The following is an 18486-nucleotide window of genomic DNA, read 5'->3' as shown; positions in this document are numbered from 1 at the left end:
TTCGATGAATGGACGCGAATCGATATCATTCCAGCTTTTGAATACTTGGACATGCATCGGCCTCCGATACGCGCTCGGCTGGCGGCGTCCACGGACCGACTGTACGGAACGGTCGGCGGAGCCAGCACGTCCTTCGACTGCTGTGATACGACGTTTCGAATCGGTGCTGACGGCGTCCGTGCGACCTCCGCCTGTAAGCGTGCGAAGGAATCGGCGCTTCGACTGGAGCGGGAACTGGACGCATTCGACGAATCGAGTCACATCGCCGAGCTGAATCGAACGGGGAGCGTCACGAACGGTCACGTCGCGCGAATCGTTCGCCGTGGATTGGAGTACTACGACCGAACTGACGGCGTCTTCGACATCCGTCACGGTGCCGTCGAACACGAGGTGAAAGCGTACGTTCGGGGAGAGGATCCGACAGCACCGGACCCGACGTTCGACCCGTCGTCCGTGACGGTCGATGGGGACACCGTGCGGACCGACGGACCGCTCGATTGTAACGGGCTCGCCAAAGGCTACATCGTGGACCGAGCACAGGAGGCGCTTTCGGGCGTCGGCCGACGCGGATTCGTGGACGGAGGTGGCGACATCGCACGGCCGACCGGACCGGTCGGTATCGAGAGCCCGGACGATGTCGGGACGTTCCTCCGCGTCCTCTCGACGGAGTGGAACGTCGCCACATCGGGCGGCTATCGACGCAACCGCGACGGTATCGAGCACATCTACAACCCGAACGAGAAACGAACCCGATCACGAAACGACCTCGTGACTGTCGTCGCTCGTCGAGACTGCATGGAAGCCGACGCCCTCGCCACCACGCTCGCCGCGCTTCGGCCGGACGCGGCGATTCGTTTGGCGGAGGAGTGGGAGGGTGCGGAGGCGCTTGTCATCCAACAGGGTGTCTTTCACGAAACGGAGGGATTCGATGGACACGTCCGCTAAGCGTCGTCGGACGCTGATCGCGCTGGTGGTGGTGGTCGCCTCGCTCGTCTTCGCGTCGGGGGTTATGGCGTATCGAACGACCCATCAAAAGGAGACGCAGGCGAAACCGACCGTCCACTACACGCCGCCAACGACCGATCATCACCGGACTGGAACGAGTTCCGGAACTAGGACCGGAACCGGGACCGGGACCGGGACGACGACCCAACAACGCGACGACGACCGGGACGGTGTCCCGAACAGCGCCGACAAATGTCCGTCCAAGGCGGGGCGCGGTCAGGGTGACGATTTGGGTTGTCCCGTCGTGACGACGACCCACGCATCATGAACGGGTTCGTCACGCTCACGCTGTGGTATCTCGACCGCGCATCGGCGCTGGTGCTCTTTCCGGCACTCTGGCTGACCGTGTTGACGGGCATCTTCTTCACCGCCCGAGGGTTCGGCCTGATACACCGACTTTCCCGTCGAATACACATCGAACTCGCCGTCTTCGGCATCGGCATGATGGCGGTTCACGCCATCGTCGGAACCGTCGATGCGTGGTTGGTCGTCGATGGGAGCGCACCCGCGCCGAACTACCCGCTCTCGCTGTTCCTCGCTGGTGTCGGTGTCGGAGCCGTCTCACTGGTGGTGCTCGTCCTCGCCGCACTGGGCTTTCTCGAACCGCGGCGGTTCGACAATCCGGGGGCGGTTCACACCCTCGCATACGGTGGATTCGCGTTCGGAATCGTCCACGCAGTCGCCATCGGAAGCGATATGACCGGCCTCCTCGGCCAACTCGTTGTCGGGTCAGTGGTCTTCGTGATACTCGCGCTGGCCTTGAAGCTCCTCGAAGGAACGAGCCTCGTCAACCCAACTGGGTAAACGACGAACTCAGTACACGTCCCACAGGTCGAGGACTTTGTCGAGCAGCCGGTCGTGCAAACTCGCCTGATAGGTCGCATAGAGGCGCATCACCCGGTCGCGGTCCCGAAGCGAATACAACACGGTACGCCCGTCGCGTTCCTTTTCCACGATTCCTTCCTCGTGAAGCCGGGAGAGGTGCCACGAGACGGTCGAACGGGACTTCTCGACACGGTCGCTCAACGTCGCGGTGCTGAGTTCGTCCTCCGACGCGAGTTGGGCGATGATTCGCCGCGAGTACTTCCGTCGGAGGGCGTTCATCGTCGTTTTGTCCCCCGATTCGAACGAGTGGGCAGGATAGTAACGGGTGAAGTTCCCGTCGTCGGAGGACTCGACCAACCCCTCGTCTTCGAGCCATCGGAGATGGTACTGAATCGTCCCCTGCGCGTACTCGTGTCGGCGGAGTAACTCACGGAAATGAATCCCCGGCGTCGCGTGAATCTCGCCGAAGATGGCCCGCCGTGAGTCGAGTTCGAGTTCGTCCATTTCACTCCCGCACTATCGCCACGAAGAACAGCAGGAGGCCGAACAGGACGAACAGGGACGAGAGATGATCGACGAGTTCGGGCTGTACGCCGGTAAAGACCGTTTCCTCGAAGACGACCGCCAGTCCACGGCAGGCGAACAGGCCGTAGGCGACGGTGACGACGGCCAACCGCCGCTCGCGCTCGCGCCGCCACGTCAGGTACGTCAAGGTCCCCAATCCCACACTAACGAGCAGTATCCCGAGACTAACGACCAACTCTATCTCGTCCGCGCGTATCGCCATGAGCTACCGAGTGCGATTCGACGGCCAGGGCAAAAGCGTTCTCGTACAACCGTCTAACGGTGGCGAGCGACGCGAGCCCCCCCACTCCCACACGAACTACTCGAACAGCTTCTCCTCGCGGTCGATGGTGTCGATTCGCGCGATATCCTCGGCATCGAGGGAGATCTCCCCCGCCGCCAAGTTCTCCCGCAGATGGTGGTCGCTCCCCGAGCGTGGAATGGGGACTGCCCCTTTTTCGACGACCCACGCGAGCGCGACTTGTGCCGCGGTCGCGTCGTGTTTCTCGGCGAGATCCGTCATTACCGGCAGGTCGAACACCTCGCCTTGGGCAATCGGCGAGTACGCGACGAGGGTGGTTTCGTGTGCCGCCGCATCCGCGAGGAGTTCCGACTGCTCGTAGAGCGGATGCATCTCGACCTGATGGGCGACGATCGGCGCGTCGAGCACGTCGCGGGCGCCCTCGATTTCCTTAGCGCCGAAGTTGCTGACCCCGACGTGTTCGATACGGCCGTCGTCCCGAAGTCGGTCGAAGGCCGGAAGCGTTGCTTCTGGATCGTAGGTCTGAATCGGTCGATGGACGTAGAGCAGATCGACGGTATCGAGGCCGAGTTTGTCGAGGCTCTCCTCGGTGCTCGATAGCACGTCGTCGGGGGCGAGGCTATCAGCCCAGACTTTGGTGGCGACGAACAAGTCCGAGCGCGGGACGTCGGCGAGTTCGATGGCCTCGCCGACGACCGCCTCGTTGTCGTAAATTTGTGCCGTATCGAGGTGGCGATACCCCATCTCGATGGCGCTGGCGATTCGCTCCGGATCGTCGATTCCCATCGTGCCGAGACCGATTGCCGAACCGTCGTCGATGTCCGTCGTGGTCATAGTCGGGATTCGTGGAGAGGGGTCCTAATCCATGTGGTTGCGGAAGTCGAAGGAACGAGGATTACAGTATCCCGATGATCACAGCGGAACGTCGTCCAGCGTGATCGCAGACGATTCGGGCGCGTTCGATGCGCCCGAATCGTCGTCCACGACCGCGAAATCTGCCGTCCGTTCGGTATCGAGGACGCACTCCCCGCCGACGAGGAGCGGCGCGACGAGTCCGGCGGCTATCGTCCGCGGGTCCGACAACGGTGTACGAACCGCGACCGAATCGGACGGGCCGAATCCCCATTCGTCGGCGACCGCGGTTCCGGCGTCGAGCAACTCGGCGTGGGACACCTCACGCTCTCCGGTGAGTGCGGGCGTTTCGGACGAAAGCGGCGTCTCGGGAAAGACCGGATTTTCGCTCCACACGTCGGTTTCGAAATGCGAGACGGTCGGATCGGCAGGGGCATCGCCGTAGGCGACGTACTGTCCACCCGGTGGTAGCTCGTACTCGCCAACCCGCTCGGTCGGCGCGAGCAGGACACGCGCGTCGATGTCGTTCGGCGGGTCGAAGCGCACGCTCGCGCCGAGCAGAACCGCACCGAAGAAGCCGAGTATCGGTTGCGCCGCGGGTGTTACACGGATGCCGACCGTCACTCCCTCGCGCACGCCGAGGTGCCGGAAGAAGTTCCCCGTCTTCCACGCCGTCGTACAGAGGCGATGATAATCGTACCCTCCGGAGCCGGAAACCCCAAGCGCCGGATCGTCACTTCGTCGGGAACGGACAACGAGATCGCCCAGAATCTGCATGCCGACTCTCGTCCCGGTGAGCGCAAAAGCCCGACGATTCCGAGTAGCAGGTTGGTTTATAATCGAATGAATACCGGATCTTCGGACGTCAATTCGAGGGACGATATCGTCTCCCGTGAACACGGACCGACCCCGACGGTCCACCACCGAGCGTCTGACGAACGTTTATACTGGGGTGCTAGATACTCTCAGTCGCAATCATGGCAAACGTAATCAGACGGATGGCCGAAGGCAGTTCACGGCTCGTAGAACGCTACCTCCCGGACGCGTTTCTGTTCGCGATCATTCTGACGTTCGTCGCGTACGGGTTCGCGTTCGTGTTCGTCGGATCGAGCGGCGGACCGTTGGAACACGGCACGAACATCCTTCTCGACGGGTGGTACGGTGGATTCTGGGCACTGCTCGAATTCGCGATGCAGATGACGCTCATCCTGATGACGGGCTATGCACTCGCACAGTCCGCCGTCGTGGACCGCTTTCTCTCTCGGATGGCGGCGGTCCCGTCGAGCGAACGAAGCGCCGCCGCGTTGGTACCGGTCGTGGCCGCCGTCGCCTCGTTCGTTCATTGGGGCCTCGGTCTCGTCGTGGGTGCCATTTTCGCACGAAAAGTGGCGGAGGAGATCAGAACCATCGACTTCCCCATCATCGTGGCGGGGGCCTACTCCGGGTTCATCGTCTGGCACGGCGGCCTCGCGGGATCGATCCCGTTGGTACTCAACTCGACTGCGGACGAGGGGAACTTCCTCCTCGCAAGCGGCGTCCTGAACTCCACGATTTCGACGGGACAGACCATCTTCACGGCGGCCAACATCGTCATTTTCGTCCTTGTCGGCCTCGTCTTCCTCCCGTTGTTGTTCCTGCTGATGTACCCCGAGAGCGAGGCGAAAAAACACCCGCTCGACCCCGAACAGGTCGAGACGGCGACCGACGGCGGTGAAACGGTCACGGCACCGCCGACGACGACGGATGGGATGACGCTCGCGGAGCGGATCGAACACTCGTCGTTCGTCGCGTACGCCATCGGCTTCGCCGGGTTGCTGGCCGTCGTCGGCTACTTCGTCCGCGGAGTCGTGGACGGGACGATGCCGTGGAACAACCTCAACCTGAACATCGTCAACTTCACGTTCCTCTTCCTCGGCGTCGTCCTTCACGGCACCCCGGCGGCGTACATCGGCGCGATGAAGGAGGCCGTCGAGAACGTCTGGGGGATCATCCTCCAGTTCCCCTTCTACGCAGGCATCATGGGTATCATGGGTTACGCGCCGGAGGGGTCGGCCAGCCTCGCGACGCAGATTGCACAGGGAATGGTCCACGTCTCGCCCGACGGAACGCTCCCCGTGGTCGCGTTCCTCACCGCAGGCATCGTCAACGTCTTCGTCCCTAGCGGCGGCGGCGAGTGGGCGGTCGTCGGCGAAACGCTCGTGAAGGCCGCCCATTCGAGCGGCACGAGCGTCCCCCGCGTCGCCATCGCTGCCGCGTGGGGCGACGCGTGGACGAACATGATCCAACCCTTCTGGGCGATTCCACTGCTCGCCATCAGCGGCCTCTCGGTTCGTGACATCATGGGCTACTGCGTGCTGGTGCTGCTCGGTAGCGGCGTCATCATCAGTCTCGGACTGTTGTTCCTACCGATGTGAATTCACTTTTCGCGGTCCACCTCGTCGAAACGAGGTTCGAAAAAACGCCCTCTACTCCTTCCGTCGAAGCAGATAGCCGAACGCGGCGATGCCGCCGAGCGCGGCGAGCCATCCGAATCCCGGCAACCCGCCGCCGTCCGTCGTGGACGAACTCGTATCCCCGGATGCCGTCGTCGTCGTCTCTGTCGTCGATGGCGAGGTCGAGGCAGTGGGTGACGACGTGGACGGTGGCGATGTCGTTGCGCCCGTCGTGGATGACGTTCCCATCTCTCCCATCGTCCCCGTGGTACCGTTTGCGGTTCCGTTCATCGTGGTCGTCGGCCGTAACACGATGAGGTTGCCGCGCATCGTCTCCGGATCGAACTCCGAGAAGTAGGTCTCCATCTCCGTGGTCGCCGTGAATTCGAGGGTTTGGGTCGCCCCCTTCATCTCGATGACTTCGGTTCGCTTGAGAATGTTCCCTTTCCCGTCACCGATGGCGATGTTGTGGGAGTTGCCGTCCAGGTTCTCCCACCCGATGACGTAGTCCTTTCCGGCCACCATCTGGATCGTCGGATTCGTCTTGTCCGCGAGGGGTTCCGGGGACTGTCCCAACCAACCGGAGACCTGTCCGCCGAGTTCGAACGTCGCGGTCTGCCCGCGTGCGAGACCGACGAGCGCTCCCGTTCCGAGGGCTACTTGCACGAACCGCCGACGAGAGAGTTTCGATCCGGTCATACGAGGAATGTCCGTAGCTATCTATAATATCACCACAGAAATGCTTAGCTTGTTCGGTTGCGGAGTCAGAAACTGCTCTTGATTCGCTCGAAGAAGCCCTTCTCGACGTTCACCTCTTCGCCGCCTGCCTCCGCGAACTGCTCCAACGCCTCGCGTTGTTCGTCGTTCATCGAGTCCGGCGTGACGACCTGCACCTTCACGAAGAGGTCGCCGTTCCCGCGGCGTCGGAGACGGGGCATCCCCTTGCCCCGCAAGCGGAACGTCTCGCCGCTCTGGGTCCCTTTCGGTACATCCATCTCGACCGACCCCGAGAGCGTCGGAACTTCGATCTTGTCACCGAAAACGACCTGCGGGAACGACAACGCCGTCCGATAGTACAGGTCGGCACCGTCGCGCTCGAAGTCGGGATGCTCGCGCACCCTGACTTCGATGAGCAGGTCGCCCTTCGGGCCGCCGTTCTCACCCGGTGCGCCCTCGCGTTCCATCTGGAGGGTCTGTCCGTCGGCAATCCCTGCCGGGATGTCCACTTTGAGTTTCGCCTCCCGCTGGACGACGCCGTCGCCGCCACAGTCGTTGCACGTCTCCGAATACTGTTGGCCGTCGCCGTTACAGCGCGGGCAGGTTTGGGACTGCTGGACGCGACCGAACGGCGTCTGTTGTACTTGCGTAACCTGCCCCTGTCCGTTACACTCCGGACAGGTGTTCACGTCCGCGTCCGGCGGATGGCCCTCGCCGTCACAGGCAGCACAACGCTCCGGCCGTCGAACCGATATCTGCTTCGTCACGCCCTCGAACGCCTCTTCGAGGTCGATCTCCATGCCGGTTCGGAGGTTCGCGCCCTGTCGAGGGCGGTTCGGGTTGCGACGGCCACCACCGCCGCCGCCGAAGAACTCGTTGAAGATGTCTCCCATGCCGCCCATGCCACCGCCGCCGCCGAACGGGTTGCCCTGACCGGCACCGCCGGGTCCGCGACCGCCGTCGAACCCGCCGCGCTTCTCGGCCTGTTCGAACCGGTCGTGACCCATCTGGTCGTAGGCTTGGCGCTTCTCGTCGTCCGAGAGCACCTCTTTCGCCTTTTTCACCTTCTTGAACTTCTCGTCGGCGTCCGGGTCGTCGCTCACGTCCGGGTGATACTCGGCGGCTTTCTTGCGATACGCCTTCTTGATCTCGTCCTCGTCGGCGTCCCGACTTACACCGAGTACGTCGTAGAAGTCCTCGCTCATCAGTTATCGTTTTGTAATGTAGGATGGTATTTGAATCGTCCGTCTACCGTTCGTCACGCGTTCGCCGCGAGCGGCGAACGCGATGCCGACGAGTCAGTTCCCGTCAGCACCGGATGACGAGTTCGTTTTCGTCGTCATCGTCAACGTCGCCGGATTACACCCGGCTGGCGAACGATTCTGACTATTCGTCGTCCGAATCGTCCACGTCACCAGAACGCGGAACGTTCTGGTTGGCTCACGACGACTCTTCGTCTTCGTCGTCGTGAACGTCGCCAGACTACGTCTGGCTGGCAGACGATTCTGACGAGTCGTCATCGTCAGAATCGTCCACGTCCTCGAAGTCGGCATCGACGTACTCGTCGTCCGCCTCGTCAGCACCGCCGTCGGCACCGGGGTTCGGGCCGCCGCCCATGCCACCCATGCCGCCGCCCATTCCGCCGGGGCCTGCGGCACCGGCCTGTTGGGCTTGCTCCTGTTGTTCGTACATCTGCTTGCCGATCTCCTGCAGCGACTTGCTCAGGTTCTCGGTCGCGTCTTCGAGGTCGTCCTTCGTCGCGTCCTCGTCTTCGAGGACCTCCTGGACGTCCTCGATCTCGTCCCGGATCTCGGATTCGAGGTCGTCGTCCACGTTCTCCTCGTTCTCTTCGAGGAGCGTCTCGGCGCGCTGAACGGCACCTTCGGCGGCGTTCCGCGCTTCGATGAGTTCGCGGCGTTCCTCGTCCTCCTCCGCGTGTTGTTCTGCTTCCTCCTGCATGCGCTCGACTTCCTCGTCGGAGAGGCCAGCGCCACCCTCGATGGTGATCTCCTCGCTGTTACCCGAGCCGTGATCCTCCGCGGAGACGTTGACGATTCCGTTCTTGTCGATGTCGAACGTCACCTCGATCTGCGGCGTTCCGGCGGGTGCGGGCGGGATTCCCGCGAGGTGGAACTCGCCGAGTTGTTCGTTCTCGTTGGCGATTTCGCGCTCACCCTGGAAGACACGGACCTGCACCGAGGTCTGGTTGGCCGCCGCGGTGGTGAACACCTTCGACTCCTCGGTCGGAATGGTCGTGTTCTTGTCGATGAGACGCTCGAACAGGCCACCCTTCACCTCGATACCGAGCGAGAGCGGCGTCACGTCGAGCAACACGATGTCGTCCACGTCGCCGGAGAGGACGCCGCCCTGAATCGCCGCGCCGAGCGCGACGGCTTCGTCGGGGTTGACGTTCTTCTTCGGTTCCTGGTCCGTGAGTTCCTCGACCTTCTCCGAAACCTGCGGCATGCGGGTCGACCCGCCGACGAGGATGACCTCGTCGATGTCGGATTTCGAGTAGCCCGCGTCCGACAGCGCCTGTTCGGTCGGTTCGACCGTGCGGTCGATGAGGTCCTTCGTCAGGGACTCGAACTTGGCCCGCGTCAGGCTGTTTTCGAGGTGGACCGGACCGTTGTCGGTCGCCGTGATGAACGGGAGGTTGATGTCCGTCTCCTTCCGCGAGGAGAGTTCGATCTTCGCTTCCTCGGCAGCGTCCTTCAGGCGCTGGAGCGCCTGCCGGTCGTCGCGGAGGTCGATGCCGTGCTCCGATTCGAAGTCGTCGGCGAGGTAGTCGATGATGGCCTGGTCCCAGTCGTCACCACCGAGGTCGTTGTCCCCGTTCGTGGCGATGACTTCGTAGACGCCGCCGCCGAGGTCGAGGATGGAAACGTCGAACGTCCCGCCACCGAGGTCGTAGACGAGGACGGTCTGGTCGGATTCGTCGTCCAGTCCGTACGCCATCGACGCGGCCGTCGGTTCGTTGACGATGCGGTCCACGTCGAACCCGGCGATCTCTCCGGCGTTCTTCGTCGCCTGTCGCTGTTTGTCGTTGAAGTACGCGGGGACGGTGATGACCGCCTTCTCCACGTCGTCGCCGAGGTACTCCTCGGCGTCGCGTTTGATCTTCTGGAGGATCATCGCCGAGATCTGCTCCGGCGTGTACTCCTCTCCCTCGATCTCGACGGTGTAATCCTCGTCGCCCATGTGTCGCTTGATGGACTGAATCGTCTTTTCGGGGTTCTGAACAGCCTGATTTTTGGCTGGTTTCCCGACCAGACGCTCACCGTCGTCGGAGAACGCGACGATGGACGGCGTGGTCCGGTTACCTTCGCCGTTGACGATGATCTCCGGGTCGCCACCTTCCATGACCGCGAACGCGCTGTTCGTGGTACCGAGGTCGATGCCCAGTATCTTGTTGCTCGTCATTGTTGGGGCAACCTACCCGTTTGCGCCGGTTAAAGGTTACTAGATGTCACGAGGATACGCTGAATCCCACCCCTCCGCAGTCATGCGGTTTTTGTTTTCGCCGTCTTCGCGCTTCGGGAGCTTTTTATCGAACCGATATTCTATCCCCCGTTTCCGGACGACGCGACACTCGAACGGGGGCGGTCGTCCACCAGAAGACGACTGAGGTGCAAGGAGGTAACCACGAAGAGGTGGAAAATCCGTACCGGGCAGATTGCTGCGAGGATCGGCCACGCGGCACCCGAGCGTGTCCCCTTCCGATGGCGATAGATGGAGAAAGAACGTTACTCTTCGTCGCCGTTTCCGTCGCTCACCGTCACTTGCGCGGCTTGCAGCACTTTGTCCCCCATCTCGTAGCCCGGTTGGTACACGTCGGCGATGGTGTCCTCGGGGTGGTCGCTCTCGACGCGGAGCATCACTTCGTGGCGCTGTGGGTCCACGTCGTCGCCCTCTTCGGGGTGAATCCGTGCGACGTTCTCGTCCTCGAACACGCGGTCGAGTTCGCGCAGGGTAAGTTCGACGCCCTCACGCAGGCTCTCGACATCGTCGTGCTCCGCTTCGACCGCGCGCTGGAGGTTATCGCGCACGTCGATGAGTCGGTCGATGAGGTCCTCAGTCGCACGCTTTTCGAGCTGTTTCTGCCGCTTTTTCGCGCGCTTCTTGTAGTTCTGGAAGTCGGCACGATTGCGCCGCAGTTTCGCTTCGAGGTCGTCCACTTCGTCGTCCAGTTCCTGCCGTTCCGACTCGATAGCCGCGAGTCGATCCTCGACGTCCGCGGCGAGGCCTTCGTCCGCGATGGCAACCCGCGCGATGAGGCTCGTGTCTTCCGGGCCGAGAACGTCCTCGTCCGGCGTTTCTTCGTCCATCGTATTTTCGTCCGTCTCGACGTTCCCTTCGGCCGGGGATTCCCCTTCGGTTGGCTCTTCGTCTACCGTTTGGGCGGCTTGCTCCTCGGTCATATACGTTCGTAAGTCCTTCCTCGCGTTTAAGGCTTCAGAAACGGTGCGCCCAACTCGGTACGGGCGAGACAATCGACGAGCGTGGTTGCGGACATCGAGTAGGTGGGACGTCCGACCAATCCACTCAACGGGTCGAAATCGGCCAGTCCACGGGAGGAAAGCGTCGGTAGCCGGGTCTGTGTGAGGTCTTCGAGCACCGTTTCGAACGCCTCGTCGGAGACCGACTCGGTGGATTGGTTTCGTTCCCACGCCGCGACCTCCCGCACGAGGACTTCCAGTTCGACCGGGGCCGTCTCCGCGTGTCGGGAGAGGGCATAGAGAACGAGTCGGTTGCGACGCTCGGGCACGCTCGCGAGCACCGAAGCGACTGTTCCCCGTGGCATCGAACTCCCTTCCAGTATCGTCCCCGGTGAATCTCAACCCTGCCAACCGTTTCCATCGTTCACCCGCCGTAACGTGAGCGCAGTTCCGCGGTAGTGGTCGTCGTCCCCGACCGCTCCAGCGTGTCGTTCGAGATGTGAGCCTTTCGTCACACGTCGTTCGTCGGTAACGACCGGTTCGGGGGGATAAGCAACCGTTCAACGGCGTCGTCAGTTTTGTGACGATGTAAGGTGGACGAGACCCCGCGGATCGTCTCGTTTTCCACGGGTCACAACCCTTTTCGGTTGTGCGAAAGAACGGGTATGCATGGCAGACGAGGAATCCAACGAAAACGGCGACAACGGTGACGAACAAGAGAAGACGTTCCAGGAGCGGGTCGAGGAAATCCGAGAGAAACGCGCACAAGAGGGCGATGAAGACCGCGACGAACGATTGAAGGAGGCCATGGGCGGCGGTGGTCCCGGTGGAATGGGCGGTAATCCGTTCGCACAGATGATGGGCGGCATGATGGGCGGCGGTCCGGGCGCTGGCGGCATGGGCGGCCAGCGCGAGCGCGGCGGCGGTGATGAGGACCTCGTCCGCGAAGTTCGTCAGCTACGCGACGAGGTTCGGGACGCGACGCGACAACTTCAGCGCATCGCCGACGCGCTCGAAGAGTAATCCCCTTCCTCTTTCGGCAAATCACCGACCGTAGCCGGAAGTTCTTATACTTCGCCCACTATTTCGATTCGTAACCGTGACTGAGGAGACGAGCGGCGGGTCGACCAGCCTCTTTCGGAACCGCGAGTTCATCGCCTTGGCGGGCACCGCGTTCGCCAGGAGCCAAGCGTATTCGACGATCCTCATCGCGCTGTCGTTGTACGCGGGCATGTTCCACACGTCGAGCACCGTCGAGGGTCTGTTCGGGACGGCGTTCGCCGTCGTCCAACTGCTCATCGTCCTCCCGCTCGGCCGCTACATCGACACGCGAAACTCCAAGCGGATCCTGCTGTTCGGTCTCTTCGTCAACGTCCTCGTGTTCATCGGATTCAGCTTCGTGGATTCGGTGACGGGCGTCATTTTGATGCGCGTCGTGCAGGGGTTCGCCGCGAGCATCCTCTGGCTCACCGGAACGACCGTCATCGGCGAGATCAGCGACGACGACTCCCGCGGGTTGTGGATCGGGACGTACAATCAGGTCGGCGCGTTCTCCAGCCTGTTCGGGGACATCTTCGGCGGATTGCTGTTGTACCTGTACGGGTTCGAAGCGACGTACGCCGCACTCAGCGTCATCACCATCGGCGCGTTTCTGGCCATTTTCCTGTTCCTTCGGGACAACCCCGGCGGACGGAAGGACCCGGATGAGTCGAGTAGCCGTGAAACGTTCGAGACCCTGCTCGGTCGCTCGGCCATCAAGGCGCTCGTCTTCTTCCGCCTCTCGTTCAGCGTCGGGAAGATGGCCGTCATCACCTTCCTCCCCATCTACGCACACACGGAGTTCGGTATCAATCCCTTCGTTGTCGGTGGTATCATGGCCGGTGGGAAGTTGACGAAGTCGCTTACGCAGGGAAAAGTCGGCGACTGGACCGACCGGGTCGGGAAGAAAGAGAGATTCATTCTCGCGGGGGCGCTCGTGTACGCGCTCGGGACGGCGCTCATCCCGTTCGCCGACCTCGCCGACGATTACATCCCCGGCGTGACGGTCTCCGCGTTCGGGGGGTCGATGGTGATACCGGGCGCGTTCTTCGTCCTCTTTGCCGCCTACGCCGTGTTGGGAATCGGTGATAGCCTCCGACTCCCGGCGAGTATGGCCCTGTTCGTCGAAGAGGGTGAGCAGTTCGAGGCGGTGGCGTCGAGCCTCTCCCTGCGCTCTATCGCGTGGAAGGTCGGACAGGTCGGCGGTCCCGTGTTCATCGGCGCTATTTGGGACGCCACGGGCGTGTTCGTCGCGTTCTGGGCGGCGTCGGGTTTCATCATCGTTTCGTCGTTCGTTTTCGCCATGCTCTACAGCACCGACCCCGCGCCCGGCGAGCACGTCGATGCGGTCGGTGGGGATTGAACGTTCGAGCTACGACTCCCGTGCGTCGACTGGAAAGACGTAACGATGAAACCACTGAAGCCCGAAGCGTCAGTATGGACGAGCAACCGGGGCTTTCCGACCAGTACCGAAAATCCAGTCCGTGGCCGCTGTTCGTCGCGTTCGGTCTCGCAATGTTCGAGGCGGGTATCGTGATGGCGAACATCCTGTTTCCCGTCGCTGTCGGCGGGATGCTGATCTTCGTCGGTAGCATCGTCGGCATCCTCCGCGAATCGGAGTACATCAACAACCCGTGGAAAGCACTCATCGCCGCATCGGGCGTGTCGCTCGTCGTGGGCGGCGCGATTTGGTTGACGACGGTGGGTTCGATCCAACTTCGTGGCACGGCAATCCTCATCGGAGGGGTCATCCTCCTCCTCGGCGGCGTTGCTGGCGCGCTTTGGCAACCGGACCCCATCTGAGACGGTCGGACGGTCGGCAACGAACCACTAACCTATTTTAGCTCGTGCTTGCTACGTTTACGTACCATGGCACAAAGCGTCTTCAGCAAAGAAACCCTCCTCAACTTGATGGTCAACATCATTCCCCTGGGGATAATCGTCTGTTTCTTCGTCGCTTTCGTTGGCTTCAACGCGTGGAGCAACAGCGGGCTCGGCGGCATGATTAGCATCGCACTCCTCGTCCTCCCGTTCATCGCCCTCGCCGCGTTGACGTATATTGCAGCCCAGAAAATCGAGGTCGCAACTGGAACATAACCTTTCTTTACCTTGCAGTTCTCACCCTCTCGCATGGCAGCTACTGCGCAGCTGGCTCTCACCGTTGTCATGGGGGTACTTTTGCTCGCGGTCGCTTCGTTCCTCGCTCGTTTCGAGGACTGGCGGTCGTACGCACCCGTTGGCAGCAGTGGTGGCTACGGATACGCAGAATCGAACACGCAGACTCACGAGAAGCCTGCTGGAATCATTCGTTGGATCACGACAGTAGACCACAAGGACATCGGTCTGTTGTACGGGACGTTCGGTCTTCTCTCGTTCGCGTGGGGTGGCATTTCCGTGCTTCTCATGCGGATAGAACTGTTCACGCCGAGCGGTGACTTTCTCAGTGCGAACATGTACAACAGCCTGATGACGACGCACGGTATTACCATGCTCTTCCTGTTCGGGACGCCCATCATCGCGGCGTTCGCGAACTATTTCATGCCCTTGCTCATCGGCGCGGACGACGTCGCGTTCCCGCGTCTCAACGCCGTCGCGTTCTGGTTGTTGCCGCCCGGGGCGATCCTCATCTGGATCGGATTCCCGTTGTTCATGTTCGGCGGTATCCAACCGTCACAGACGAGTTGGACGATGTACACGCCGCTGGCGTCCTGTGGGCAATCGGCCGTGGCGGCCGGCGCAACCTGTCAGGCACAGGCGAGCCCCGCCGTGGACATGATGCTCCTCGGACTGCACCTCTCCGGTATCGCCACGACGCTCGGTGCGATCAACATGATCGCTACCATCTTCACCGAGCGTGGTGACGACATCGGATGGCCGGAACTCGACATCTTCTCGTGGACCATCCTCACCCAGTCGGGTCTCATCCTGTTCGCGTTCCCCCTCCTGGGCAGCGCCATCATCATGATGCTGCTCGACCGTAACTTCGGCACCACCTTCTTCGCGGCCGACGGTGGTGGCGCGATGCTGTGGCAGAACCTCTTCTGGTTCTTCGGCCACCCCGAAGTGTACATCCTCATCCTACCGCCGATGGGACTCATCAGCCTCATTCTCCCGAAGTTCTCGGGACGGAAGCTGTTCGGGTTCAAGTTCGTCGTCTACTCGACGTTGGCTATCGGTGTGCTCTCGTTCGGCGTTTGGGCCCACCACATGTTCTCGACCGGGATGGACCCGCGCCTCCGTGCGAGTTTCATGGCCGTCTCGATGGCCATCGCGATTCCGAGCGCCGTCAAGACGTTCAACTGGATCACGACGATGTGGAACGGGCGGCTTCGCCTGACCGCGCCGATGCTGTTCTGTATCGGCTTCGTCTCCAACTTCATCATCGGCGGCGTCACCGGCGTCTTCCTCGCCGCGATTCCCGTGGACCTCGTGCTCACTGACACCTACTACGTCGTGGGTCACTTCCACTACATCGTGATGGGTGCCATCGGTACGGCCGTTTTCGCTGGTATCTACTACTGGTTCCCGGTCATCTCCGGCAAGATGTACAACAAGACGCTCGCTCACTGGCACTTCTGGCTGACGATGATCGGTACCAACGTGACGTTCTTCGCCATGTTGTTCCTCGGCTACGGTGGGATGCCGCGCCGGTATGCGACCTACCTCCCGCAGTTCACCACGTGGCACCAGATCACCACCATCGGTGCGTTCATCCTCGGTATCGGCCAGCTCCTCTTCGTCTGGAACCTCGCACAGTCCTGGCTCGACGGCCCAGTCGCTCCCGACGACCCGTGGAACCTCGGCGAGGACGGAATGCTCTCGAAGGAGTGGACGTGGTTCGCGAAGAAGCGCGAAACGGCACTCACCGACGGCGGTGAGGACGAAGGAACGCCCGCTGCGGAAGAATAACTTCCGTAATAGAACCTCGAACGAATAGTCCGCTGTAGAATAAACCCGCTTTTTTAATCGTCGAACCGATGCTCGTTACGTCGCAGCGAGCACGATACCCATTACGAACATCAGTGCAGCAATGCCGGCGAGGACGAGCAAGAGCAGTTCTTTTTCGGACATACACCCACTAAGCACGTCTGGATGAAAAGGCTAATCCTTGGCCTGCCGAAAGGGTAATACGTGTCATCTCGACTGCAAGGTCGCTCGCTCGTCGTCAGCTTGTACGTCCTCATCGTCACGTTTGCGGGAGTCGTGGGAGTCCTCCTCGGCGCGTTCGGTCCGGACGGTATGCGCCCCGTCCACCTGTTCGGCGTCATCGAGTTGAAACCGACGCCGGTCGAACTCGCCATCTATGGCATCGTAACGATCGGTCTCTTCCTCGGTATCCTGCTCTCGCTCGTTATCTTCGTCGCGGAGCGATACGACGACGCTCAGCCGAAGGACTAAGTTCACGCCATTCGACATGCTACCATGTATCACGTCCTTCTGGCAGTGGACGAAACCGAATCGCGCGCGATGGCGCAGGTAAACGCCGTTGTGGACCTTCCCGAGGCATCGTCCGAAGTACAGGCGACGCTGCTCTACTGTTTCACCGACAATCCGAACGGTGGCTCCGCATTGCAAGTCGGAGGTATCCGACGGGCGATGGAGGTACTCGACGACGCTGGCATCGAAACGGACATCGTCGAATCGAGCGGGGACCCGGCCGACGTAATCCTCGACGTCGCCGAGGAACGGGACGTCGATTGCGTCTGCGTCGGTGGTCGGCGGCGCTCGCCCGCCGGGAAGGCGTTGTTCGGCAGTGTGTCACAATCGGTCATCCTCAACGCCGACCGACCGGTACTCGTCGCAGGGGCTAAACACGCCGAGTAGGCGTGTTGCGGCCGGAACCGTTAGTCTGCGGTTCCCGTTTGCGGTTCGGTCGCCGGTCCGCCGTACGGGACGCCGCCGAGCGGAACGACTTCCCTGTCGAAACACCAGTTGGTGACTTCCGCGAAACTGACGTACATCGCGTCGAGACCGGTGACGATGCCGACCCAGCCACCAGCGGTGACGAGCGCGTCGATACCGAGCAGGTTGCCGAAGCCGAGCAGGAAGAACGTGACCGCCAGCAGGAGGAACACGCTCCAGAGCGCCCAGTTGAGTTTGAACGTCCCGATCCACATGTAGGCCGTGAAGATGCCCCACATGATGAGGGCCATCCCGAGCGCACCCGGACTCACCGTATCGATGAGGCCGTTGGATTCGAAGAGGACCAGAAGCGCGAACCACCACCAGAACGCGCCGTAACTAGTGAACGCGACGGTCCCGAACGTGTTCCCATTTCGGTACTCCAACAAGCCTGCGAATAGCTGAATCGTCCCGCCGTAGGCGATTGCCATCGGAATGACTGCCATCTCCAAGCTACTGCCGAAAATCCCAGCGTTGACGAGGCTCAACAACACCGTCGTCAGTCCGAAGCCGACGAGTCCGAGCGGTGCCGGGTTGCCGAACTCGGTATCAGCGGGCATCGGTTCTCACCTCTTTGCTTCGTCCGTGAAAACCGTCTCCGCGATACCGTACTCCTCCCCACCATTCGATGCCAATTTGTGACATGCTACACGGATTCACACCATGTCCGTGAGTATAACTGTTGTCTGATTGTTAAGTGCGAAAATGCGGATGACTCAGCATCTGTACCGACCAATTACAACCAAAAAATCTCCGAATCGCTGAACCCGTTGCGGTCGTCAGTCCGCCGGTTGGGTCTTTCGTCCCGACTTCGATTTGAGCGGGGCACCTCCCAACGGGATGACTTCCCGGTCGTACGCCCAGTTGGCCACTTCGGCGAAACTGACGAACATCGCGTCGAGCCCCGTGATGAGGCCGACCCAGCCACCAGCGGTGACGAGCGCGCCGATACCGAGGTAATCGCCGAAGCCGAGCAGGAAGAACGTGACCGCTAACAGGAGGAACACGCTCCAGAGCGCCCAGTTGAGCTTGAACGTGGCGAACCACATGTACGTCGTGAAGACGCCCCACATGATGAGCGCCATGCCGATCGTGCTAGTTGCACCATCCAAACTGATCCAGCCGTTCCCACTGAAGATGACGAGCAGTCCCCACCACCACCAGAACGCCCCGTAACTGGTGAAGGCAACGGTGCCGAACGTATTTCCTTCCCGATACTCCAACAGCCCGGCGAACAGTTGGATCGTCCCACCGAACGCCAACGCCATCGGGATGACCACCACTTCACCGTCCGGAGGAAGCAGTTTTGCGTTTATCATGCTCAACAGGACGGTGGTCAGTCCGAAGCCGACGAGCCCGAGCGGAGCCGGATTGCCAGTCTTCGTGTCTGCGGGCATCTATCTGCCACCTCCGAACCCGTTATCGCCGTGATGTTTCCTACCGGTTCTCT

The 18486-nt window shown here is 61.6% G+C and carries 22 protein-coding genes; 11 read left to right on the top strand and 11 right to left on the bottom strand.

Annotated elements, in window-relative coordinates:
• Positions 1-51 precede the first annotated feature (51 nt).
• The 3 genes from NKF25_RS19100 to NKF25_RS19090 are packed head-to-tail and all read left to right on the top strand — an operon-like array spanning position 52 to position 1809.
• Entirely contained in the window at positions 52-945 is an 894-nt protein-coding gene (locus NKF25_RS19100) for an FAD:protein FMN transferase (protein WP_253228230.1), read from the top strand.
• On the top strand, positions 929-1273 hold the full coding sequence (locus tag NKF25_RS19095) for a hypothetical protein (protein WP_253228229.1): 345 nt from the start codon (positions 929-931) through the stop codon (positions 1271-1273). The genes NKF25_RS19100 and NKF25_RS19095 overlap by 17 nt, the downstream gene beginning before the upstream one ends.
• The gene (locus NKF25_RS19090; RefSeq protein ID WP_253228228.1) at positions 1270-1809 is read left to right on the top strand and encodes a hypothetical protein; all 540 of its coding nucleotides are present in this window, start codon (positions 1270-1272) and stop codon (positions 1807-1809) included. Before NKF25_RS19095 ends, NKF25_RS19090 begins: the two co-directional genes overlap by 4 nt.
• Positions 1810-1818: 9 nt before the next feature.
• Here the strand turns inward: NKF25_RS19090 and NKF25_RS19085 are convergent, their stop codons facing one another.
• From NKF25_RS19085 to NKF25_RS19070, 4 genes are all read right to left on the bottom strand, one after another.
• On the bottom strand, positions 1819-2334 hold the full coding sequence (locus NKF25_RS19085) for a metalloregulator ArsR/SmtB family transcription factor (protein ID WP_253228227.1): 516 nt from the start codon (positions 2332-2334) through the stop codon (positions 1819-1821).
• Between the two features lies 1 nt (position 2335).
• Positions 2336-2617: a hypothetical protein gene (locus tag NKF25_RS19080; protein WP_253228226.1), complete on the bottom strand. Its 282-nt coding sequence runs from the start codon at positions 2615-2617 to the stop codon at positions 2336-2338.
• Between the two features lie 96 nt (positions 2618-2713).
• Positions 2714-3490 (bottom strand): aldo/keto reductase, encoded by a 777-nt coding sequence (locus NKF25_RS19075; protein ID WP_253228225.1) that lies wholly within the window; start codon positions 3488-3490, stop codon positions 2714-2716.
• A 78-nt stretch (positions 3491-3568) separates the two neighbouring features.
• On the bottom strand, positions 3569-4285 hold the full coding sequence (locus tag NKF25_RS19070) for a long-chain fatty acid--CoA ligase (protein ID WP_253228224.1): 717 nt from the start codon (positions 4283-4285) through the stop codon (positions 3569-3571).
• A gap of 200 nt (positions 4286-4485) precedes the next feature.
• Here NKF25_RS19070 and NKF25_RS19065 point away from each other — a divergent pair, with 200 nt between their 5' ends.
• A complete protein-coding gene (locus NKF25_RS19065; RefSeq protein WP_253228223.1) occupies positions 4486-5922 on the top strand; it encodes a TIGR00366 family protein in 1437 nt (478 codons plus the stop codon).
• A 51-nt stretch (positions 5923-5973) separates the two neighbouring features.
• On the opposite strand, the gene NKF25_RS19060 is transcribed toward NKF25_RS19065, so the two are convergent.
• The 5 genes from NKF25_RS19060 to NKF25_RS19040 all read right to left on the bottom strand — a co-directional run bounded on the left by NKF25_RS19060 (position 5974) and on the right by NKF25_RS19040 (position 11461).
• Positions 5974-6639 carry a hypothetical protein gene (locus tag NKF25_RS19060; RefSeq protein ID WP_253228222.1) on the bottom strand — a complete coding sequence of 222 codons (666 nt, stop codon included), beginning with the start codon at positions 6637-6639 and terminating at the stop codon, positions 5974-5976.
• A gap of 65 nt (positions 6640-6704) precedes the next feature.
• Positions 6705-7862 (bottom strand): molecular chaperone DnaJ, encoded by a 1158-nt coding sequence (gene dnaJ, locus NKF25_RS19055; protein WP_253228221.1) that lies wholly within the window; start codon positions 7860-7862, stop codon positions 6705-6707.
• A 277-nt stretch (positions 7863-8139) separates the two neighbouring features.
• Positions 8140-10080: a molecular chaperone DnaK gene (gene dnaK, locus NKF25_RS19050; RefSeq protein WP_253228220.1), complete on the bottom strand. Its 1941-nt coding sequence runs from the start codon at positions 10078-10080 to the stop codon at positions 8140-8142.
• A 323-nt stretch (positions 10081-10403) separates the two neighbouring features.
• Positions 10404-11078: a nucleotide exchange factor GrpE gene (locus NKF25_RS19045; protein ID WP_253228219.1), complete on the bottom strand. Its 675-nt coding sequence runs from the start codon at positions 11076-11078 to the stop codon at positions 10404-10406.
• Between the two features lie 26 nt (positions 11079-11104).
• Positions 11105-11461: a hypothetical protein gene (locus tag NKF25_RS19040; RefSeq protein ID WP_066143380.1), complete on the bottom strand. Its 357-nt coding sequence runs from the start codon at positions 11459-11461 to the stop codon at positions 11105-11107.
• A gap of 304 nt (positions 11462-11765) precedes the next feature.
• Here NKF25_RS19040 and NKF25_RS19035 point away from each other — a divergent pair, with 304 nt between their 5' ends.
• The 7 genes from NKF25_RS19035 to NKF25_RS19005 all read left to right on the top strand — a co-directional run bounded on the left by NKF25_RS19035 (position 11766) and on the right by NKF25_RS19005 (position 16958).
• Positions 11766-12119, top strand: a complete 354-nt coding sequence (locus tag NKF25_RS19035) for a hypothetical protein (protein ID WP_253228218.1) — start codon at positions 11766-11768, stop codon at positions 12117-12119.
• A 76-nt stretch (positions 12120-12195) separates the two neighbouring features.
• Entirely contained in the window at positions 12196-13497 is a 1302-nt protein-coding gene (locus NKF25_RS19030) for an MFS transporter (RefSeq protein ID WP_253228217.1), read from the top strand.
• 74 nt (positions 13498-13571) lie between these two features.
• Positions 13572-13937: a hypothetical protein gene (locus tag NKF25_RS19025; RefSeq protein WP_253228216.1), complete on the top strand. Its 366-nt coding sequence runs from the start codon at positions 13572-13574 to the stop codon at positions 13935-13937.
• A 66-nt stretch (positions 13938-14003) separates the two neighbouring features.
• Positions 14004-14231: a DUF6684 family protein gene (locus tag NKF25_RS19020; protein ID WP_066143369.1), complete on the top strand. Its 228-nt coding sequence runs from the start codon at positions 14004-14006 to the stop codon at positions 14229-14231.
• 33 nt (positions 14232-14264) lie between these two features.
• Positions 14265-16043 carry a cbb3-type cytochrome c oxidase subunit I gene (locus NKF25_RS19015; protein WP_253228215.1) on the top strand — a complete coding sequence of 593 codons (1779 nt, stop codon included), beginning with the start codon at positions 14265-14267 and terminating at the stop codon, positions 16041-16043.
• A 222-nt stretch (positions 16044-16265) separates the two neighbouring features.
• Entirely contained in the window at positions 16266-16532 is a 267-nt protein-coding gene (locus tag NKF25_RS19010; protein ID WP_253228214.1) for a cox cluster protein, read from the top strand.
• A gap of 24 nt (positions 16533-16556) precedes the next feature.
• Positions 16557-16958 (top strand): universal stress protein, encoded by a 402-nt coding sequence (locus tag NKF25_RS19005; protein ID WP_253228213.1) that lies wholly within the window; start codon positions 16557-16559, stop codon positions 16956-16958.
• Between the two features lie 20 nt (positions 16959-16978).
• On the opposite strand, the gene NKF25_RS19000 is transcribed toward NKF25_RS19005, so the two are convergent.
• Positions 16979-17596 (bottom strand): acetate uptake transporter, encoded by a 618-nt coding sequence (locus NKF25_RS19000; RefSeq protein WP_253228212.1) that lies wholly within the window; start codon positions 17594-17596, stop codon positions 16979-16981.
• 219 nt (positions 17597-17815) lie between these two features.
• Positions 17816-18433: an acetate uptake transporter gene (locus NKF25_RS18995; RefSeq protein ID WP_253228211.1), complete on the bottom strand. Its 618-nt coding sequence runs from the start codon at positions 18431-18433 to the stop codon at positions 17816-17818.
• Between the last annotated feature and the right edge of the window lie 53 nt (positions 18434-18486).

Source organism: Haladaptatus sp. AB643 (genome assembly GCF_024136975.1).
GTDB lineage: Archaea > Halobacteriota > Halobacteria > Halobacteriales > Haladaptataceae > Haladaptatus.
The sequence above is the reverse complement of the archived record's forward strand: the minus strand, read 5'-3'. Positions and strand labels throughout refer to the sequence as shown.

What these genes read in the sequence shown, in the direction of transcription:
- NKF25_RS19085 (WP_253228227.1), bottom strand. Translation starts at nt 2,334, where the DNA reads ATGGACGAACTCGAACTCGACTCACGGCGGGCCATCTTCGGCGAGATT.
- NKF25_RS19080 (WP_253228226.1), bottom strand. Translation starts at nt 2,617, where the DNA reads ATGGCGATACGCGCGGACGAGATAGAGTTGGTCGTTAGTCTCGGGATA.
- NKF25_RS19020 (WP_066143369.1), top strand. Translation starts at nt 14,004, where the DNA reads ATGGCACAAAGCGTCTTCAGCAAAGAAACCCTCCTCAACTTGATGGTC.
- NKF25_RS19045 (WP_253228219.1), bottom strand. Translation starts at nt 11,078, where the DNA reads ATGACCGAGGAGCAAGCCGCCCAAACGGTAGACGAAGAGCCAACCGAA.
- dnaK (WP_253228220.1), bottom strand. Translation starts at nt 10,080, where the DNA reads ATGACGAGCAACAAGATACTGGGCATCGACCTCGGTACCACGAACAGC.
- NKF25_RS19040 (WP_066143380.1), bottom strand. Translation starts at nt 11,461, where the DNA reads ATGCCACGGGGAACAGTCGCTTCGGTGCTCGCGAGCGTGCCCGAGCGT.
- NKF25_RS19060 (WP_253228222.1), bottom strand. Translation starts at nt 6,639, where the DNA reads ATGACCGGATCGAAACTCTCTCGTCGGCGGTTCGTGCAAGTAGCCCTC.
- NKF25_RS19075 (WP_253228225.1), bottom strand. Translation starts at nt 3,490, where the DNA reads ATGACCACGACGGACATCGACGACGGTTCGGCAATCGGTCTCGGCACG.
- NKF25_RS19000 (WP_253228212.1), bottom strand. Translation starts at nt 17,596, where the DNA reads ATGCCCGCTGATACCGAGTTCGGCAACCCGGCACCGCTCGGACTCGTC.
- NKF25_RS19100 (WP_253228230.1), top strand. Translation starts at nt 52, where the DNA reads ATGCATCGGCCTCCGATACGCGCTCGGCTGGCGGCGTCCACGGACCGA.
- NKF25_RS19035 (WP_253228218.1), top strand. Translation starts at nt 11,766, where the DNA reads ATGGCAGACGAGGAATCCAACGAAAACGGCGACAACGGTGACGAACAA.
- dnaJ (WP_253228221.1), bottom strand. Translation starts at nt 7,862, where the DNA reads ATGAGCGAGGACTTCTACGACGTACTCGGTGTAAGTCGGGACGCCGAC.
- NKF25_RS19005 (WP_253228213.1), top strand. Translation starts at nt 16,557, where the DNA reads ATGTATCACGTCCTTCTGGCAGTGGACGAAACCGAATCGCGCGCGATG.
- NKF25_RS18995 (WP_253228211.1), bottom strand. Translation starts at nt 18,433, where the DNA reads ATGCCCGCAGACACGAAGACTGGCAATCCGGCTCCGCTCGGGCTCGTC.
- NKF25_RS19015 (WP_253228215.1), top strand. Translation starts at nt 14,265, where the DNA reads ATGGCAGCTACTGCGCAGCTGGCTCTCACCGTTGTCATGGGGGTACTT.
- NKF25_RS19070 (WP_253228224.1), bottom strand. Translation starts at nt 4,285, where the DNA reads ATGCAGATTCTGGGCGATCTCGTTGTCCGTTCCCGACGAAGTGACGAT.
- NKF25_RS19090 (WP_253228228.1), top strand. Translation starts at nt 1,270, where the DNA reads ATGAACGGGTTCGTCACGCTCACGCTGTGGTATCTCGACCGCGCATCG.
- NKF25_RS19065 (WP_253228223.1), top strand. Translation starts at nt 4,486, where the DNA reads ATGGCAAACGTAATCAGACGGATGGCCGAAGGCAGTTCACGGCTCGTA.
- NKF25_RS19025 (WP_253228216.1), top strand. Translation starts at nt 13,572, where the DNA reads ATGGACGAGCAACCGGGGCTTTCCGACCAGTACCGAAAATCCAGTCCG.
- NKF25_RS19095 (WP_253228229.1), top strand. Translation starts at nt 929, where the DNA reads ATGGACACGTCCGCTAAGCGTCGTCGGACGCTGATCGCGCTGGTGGTG.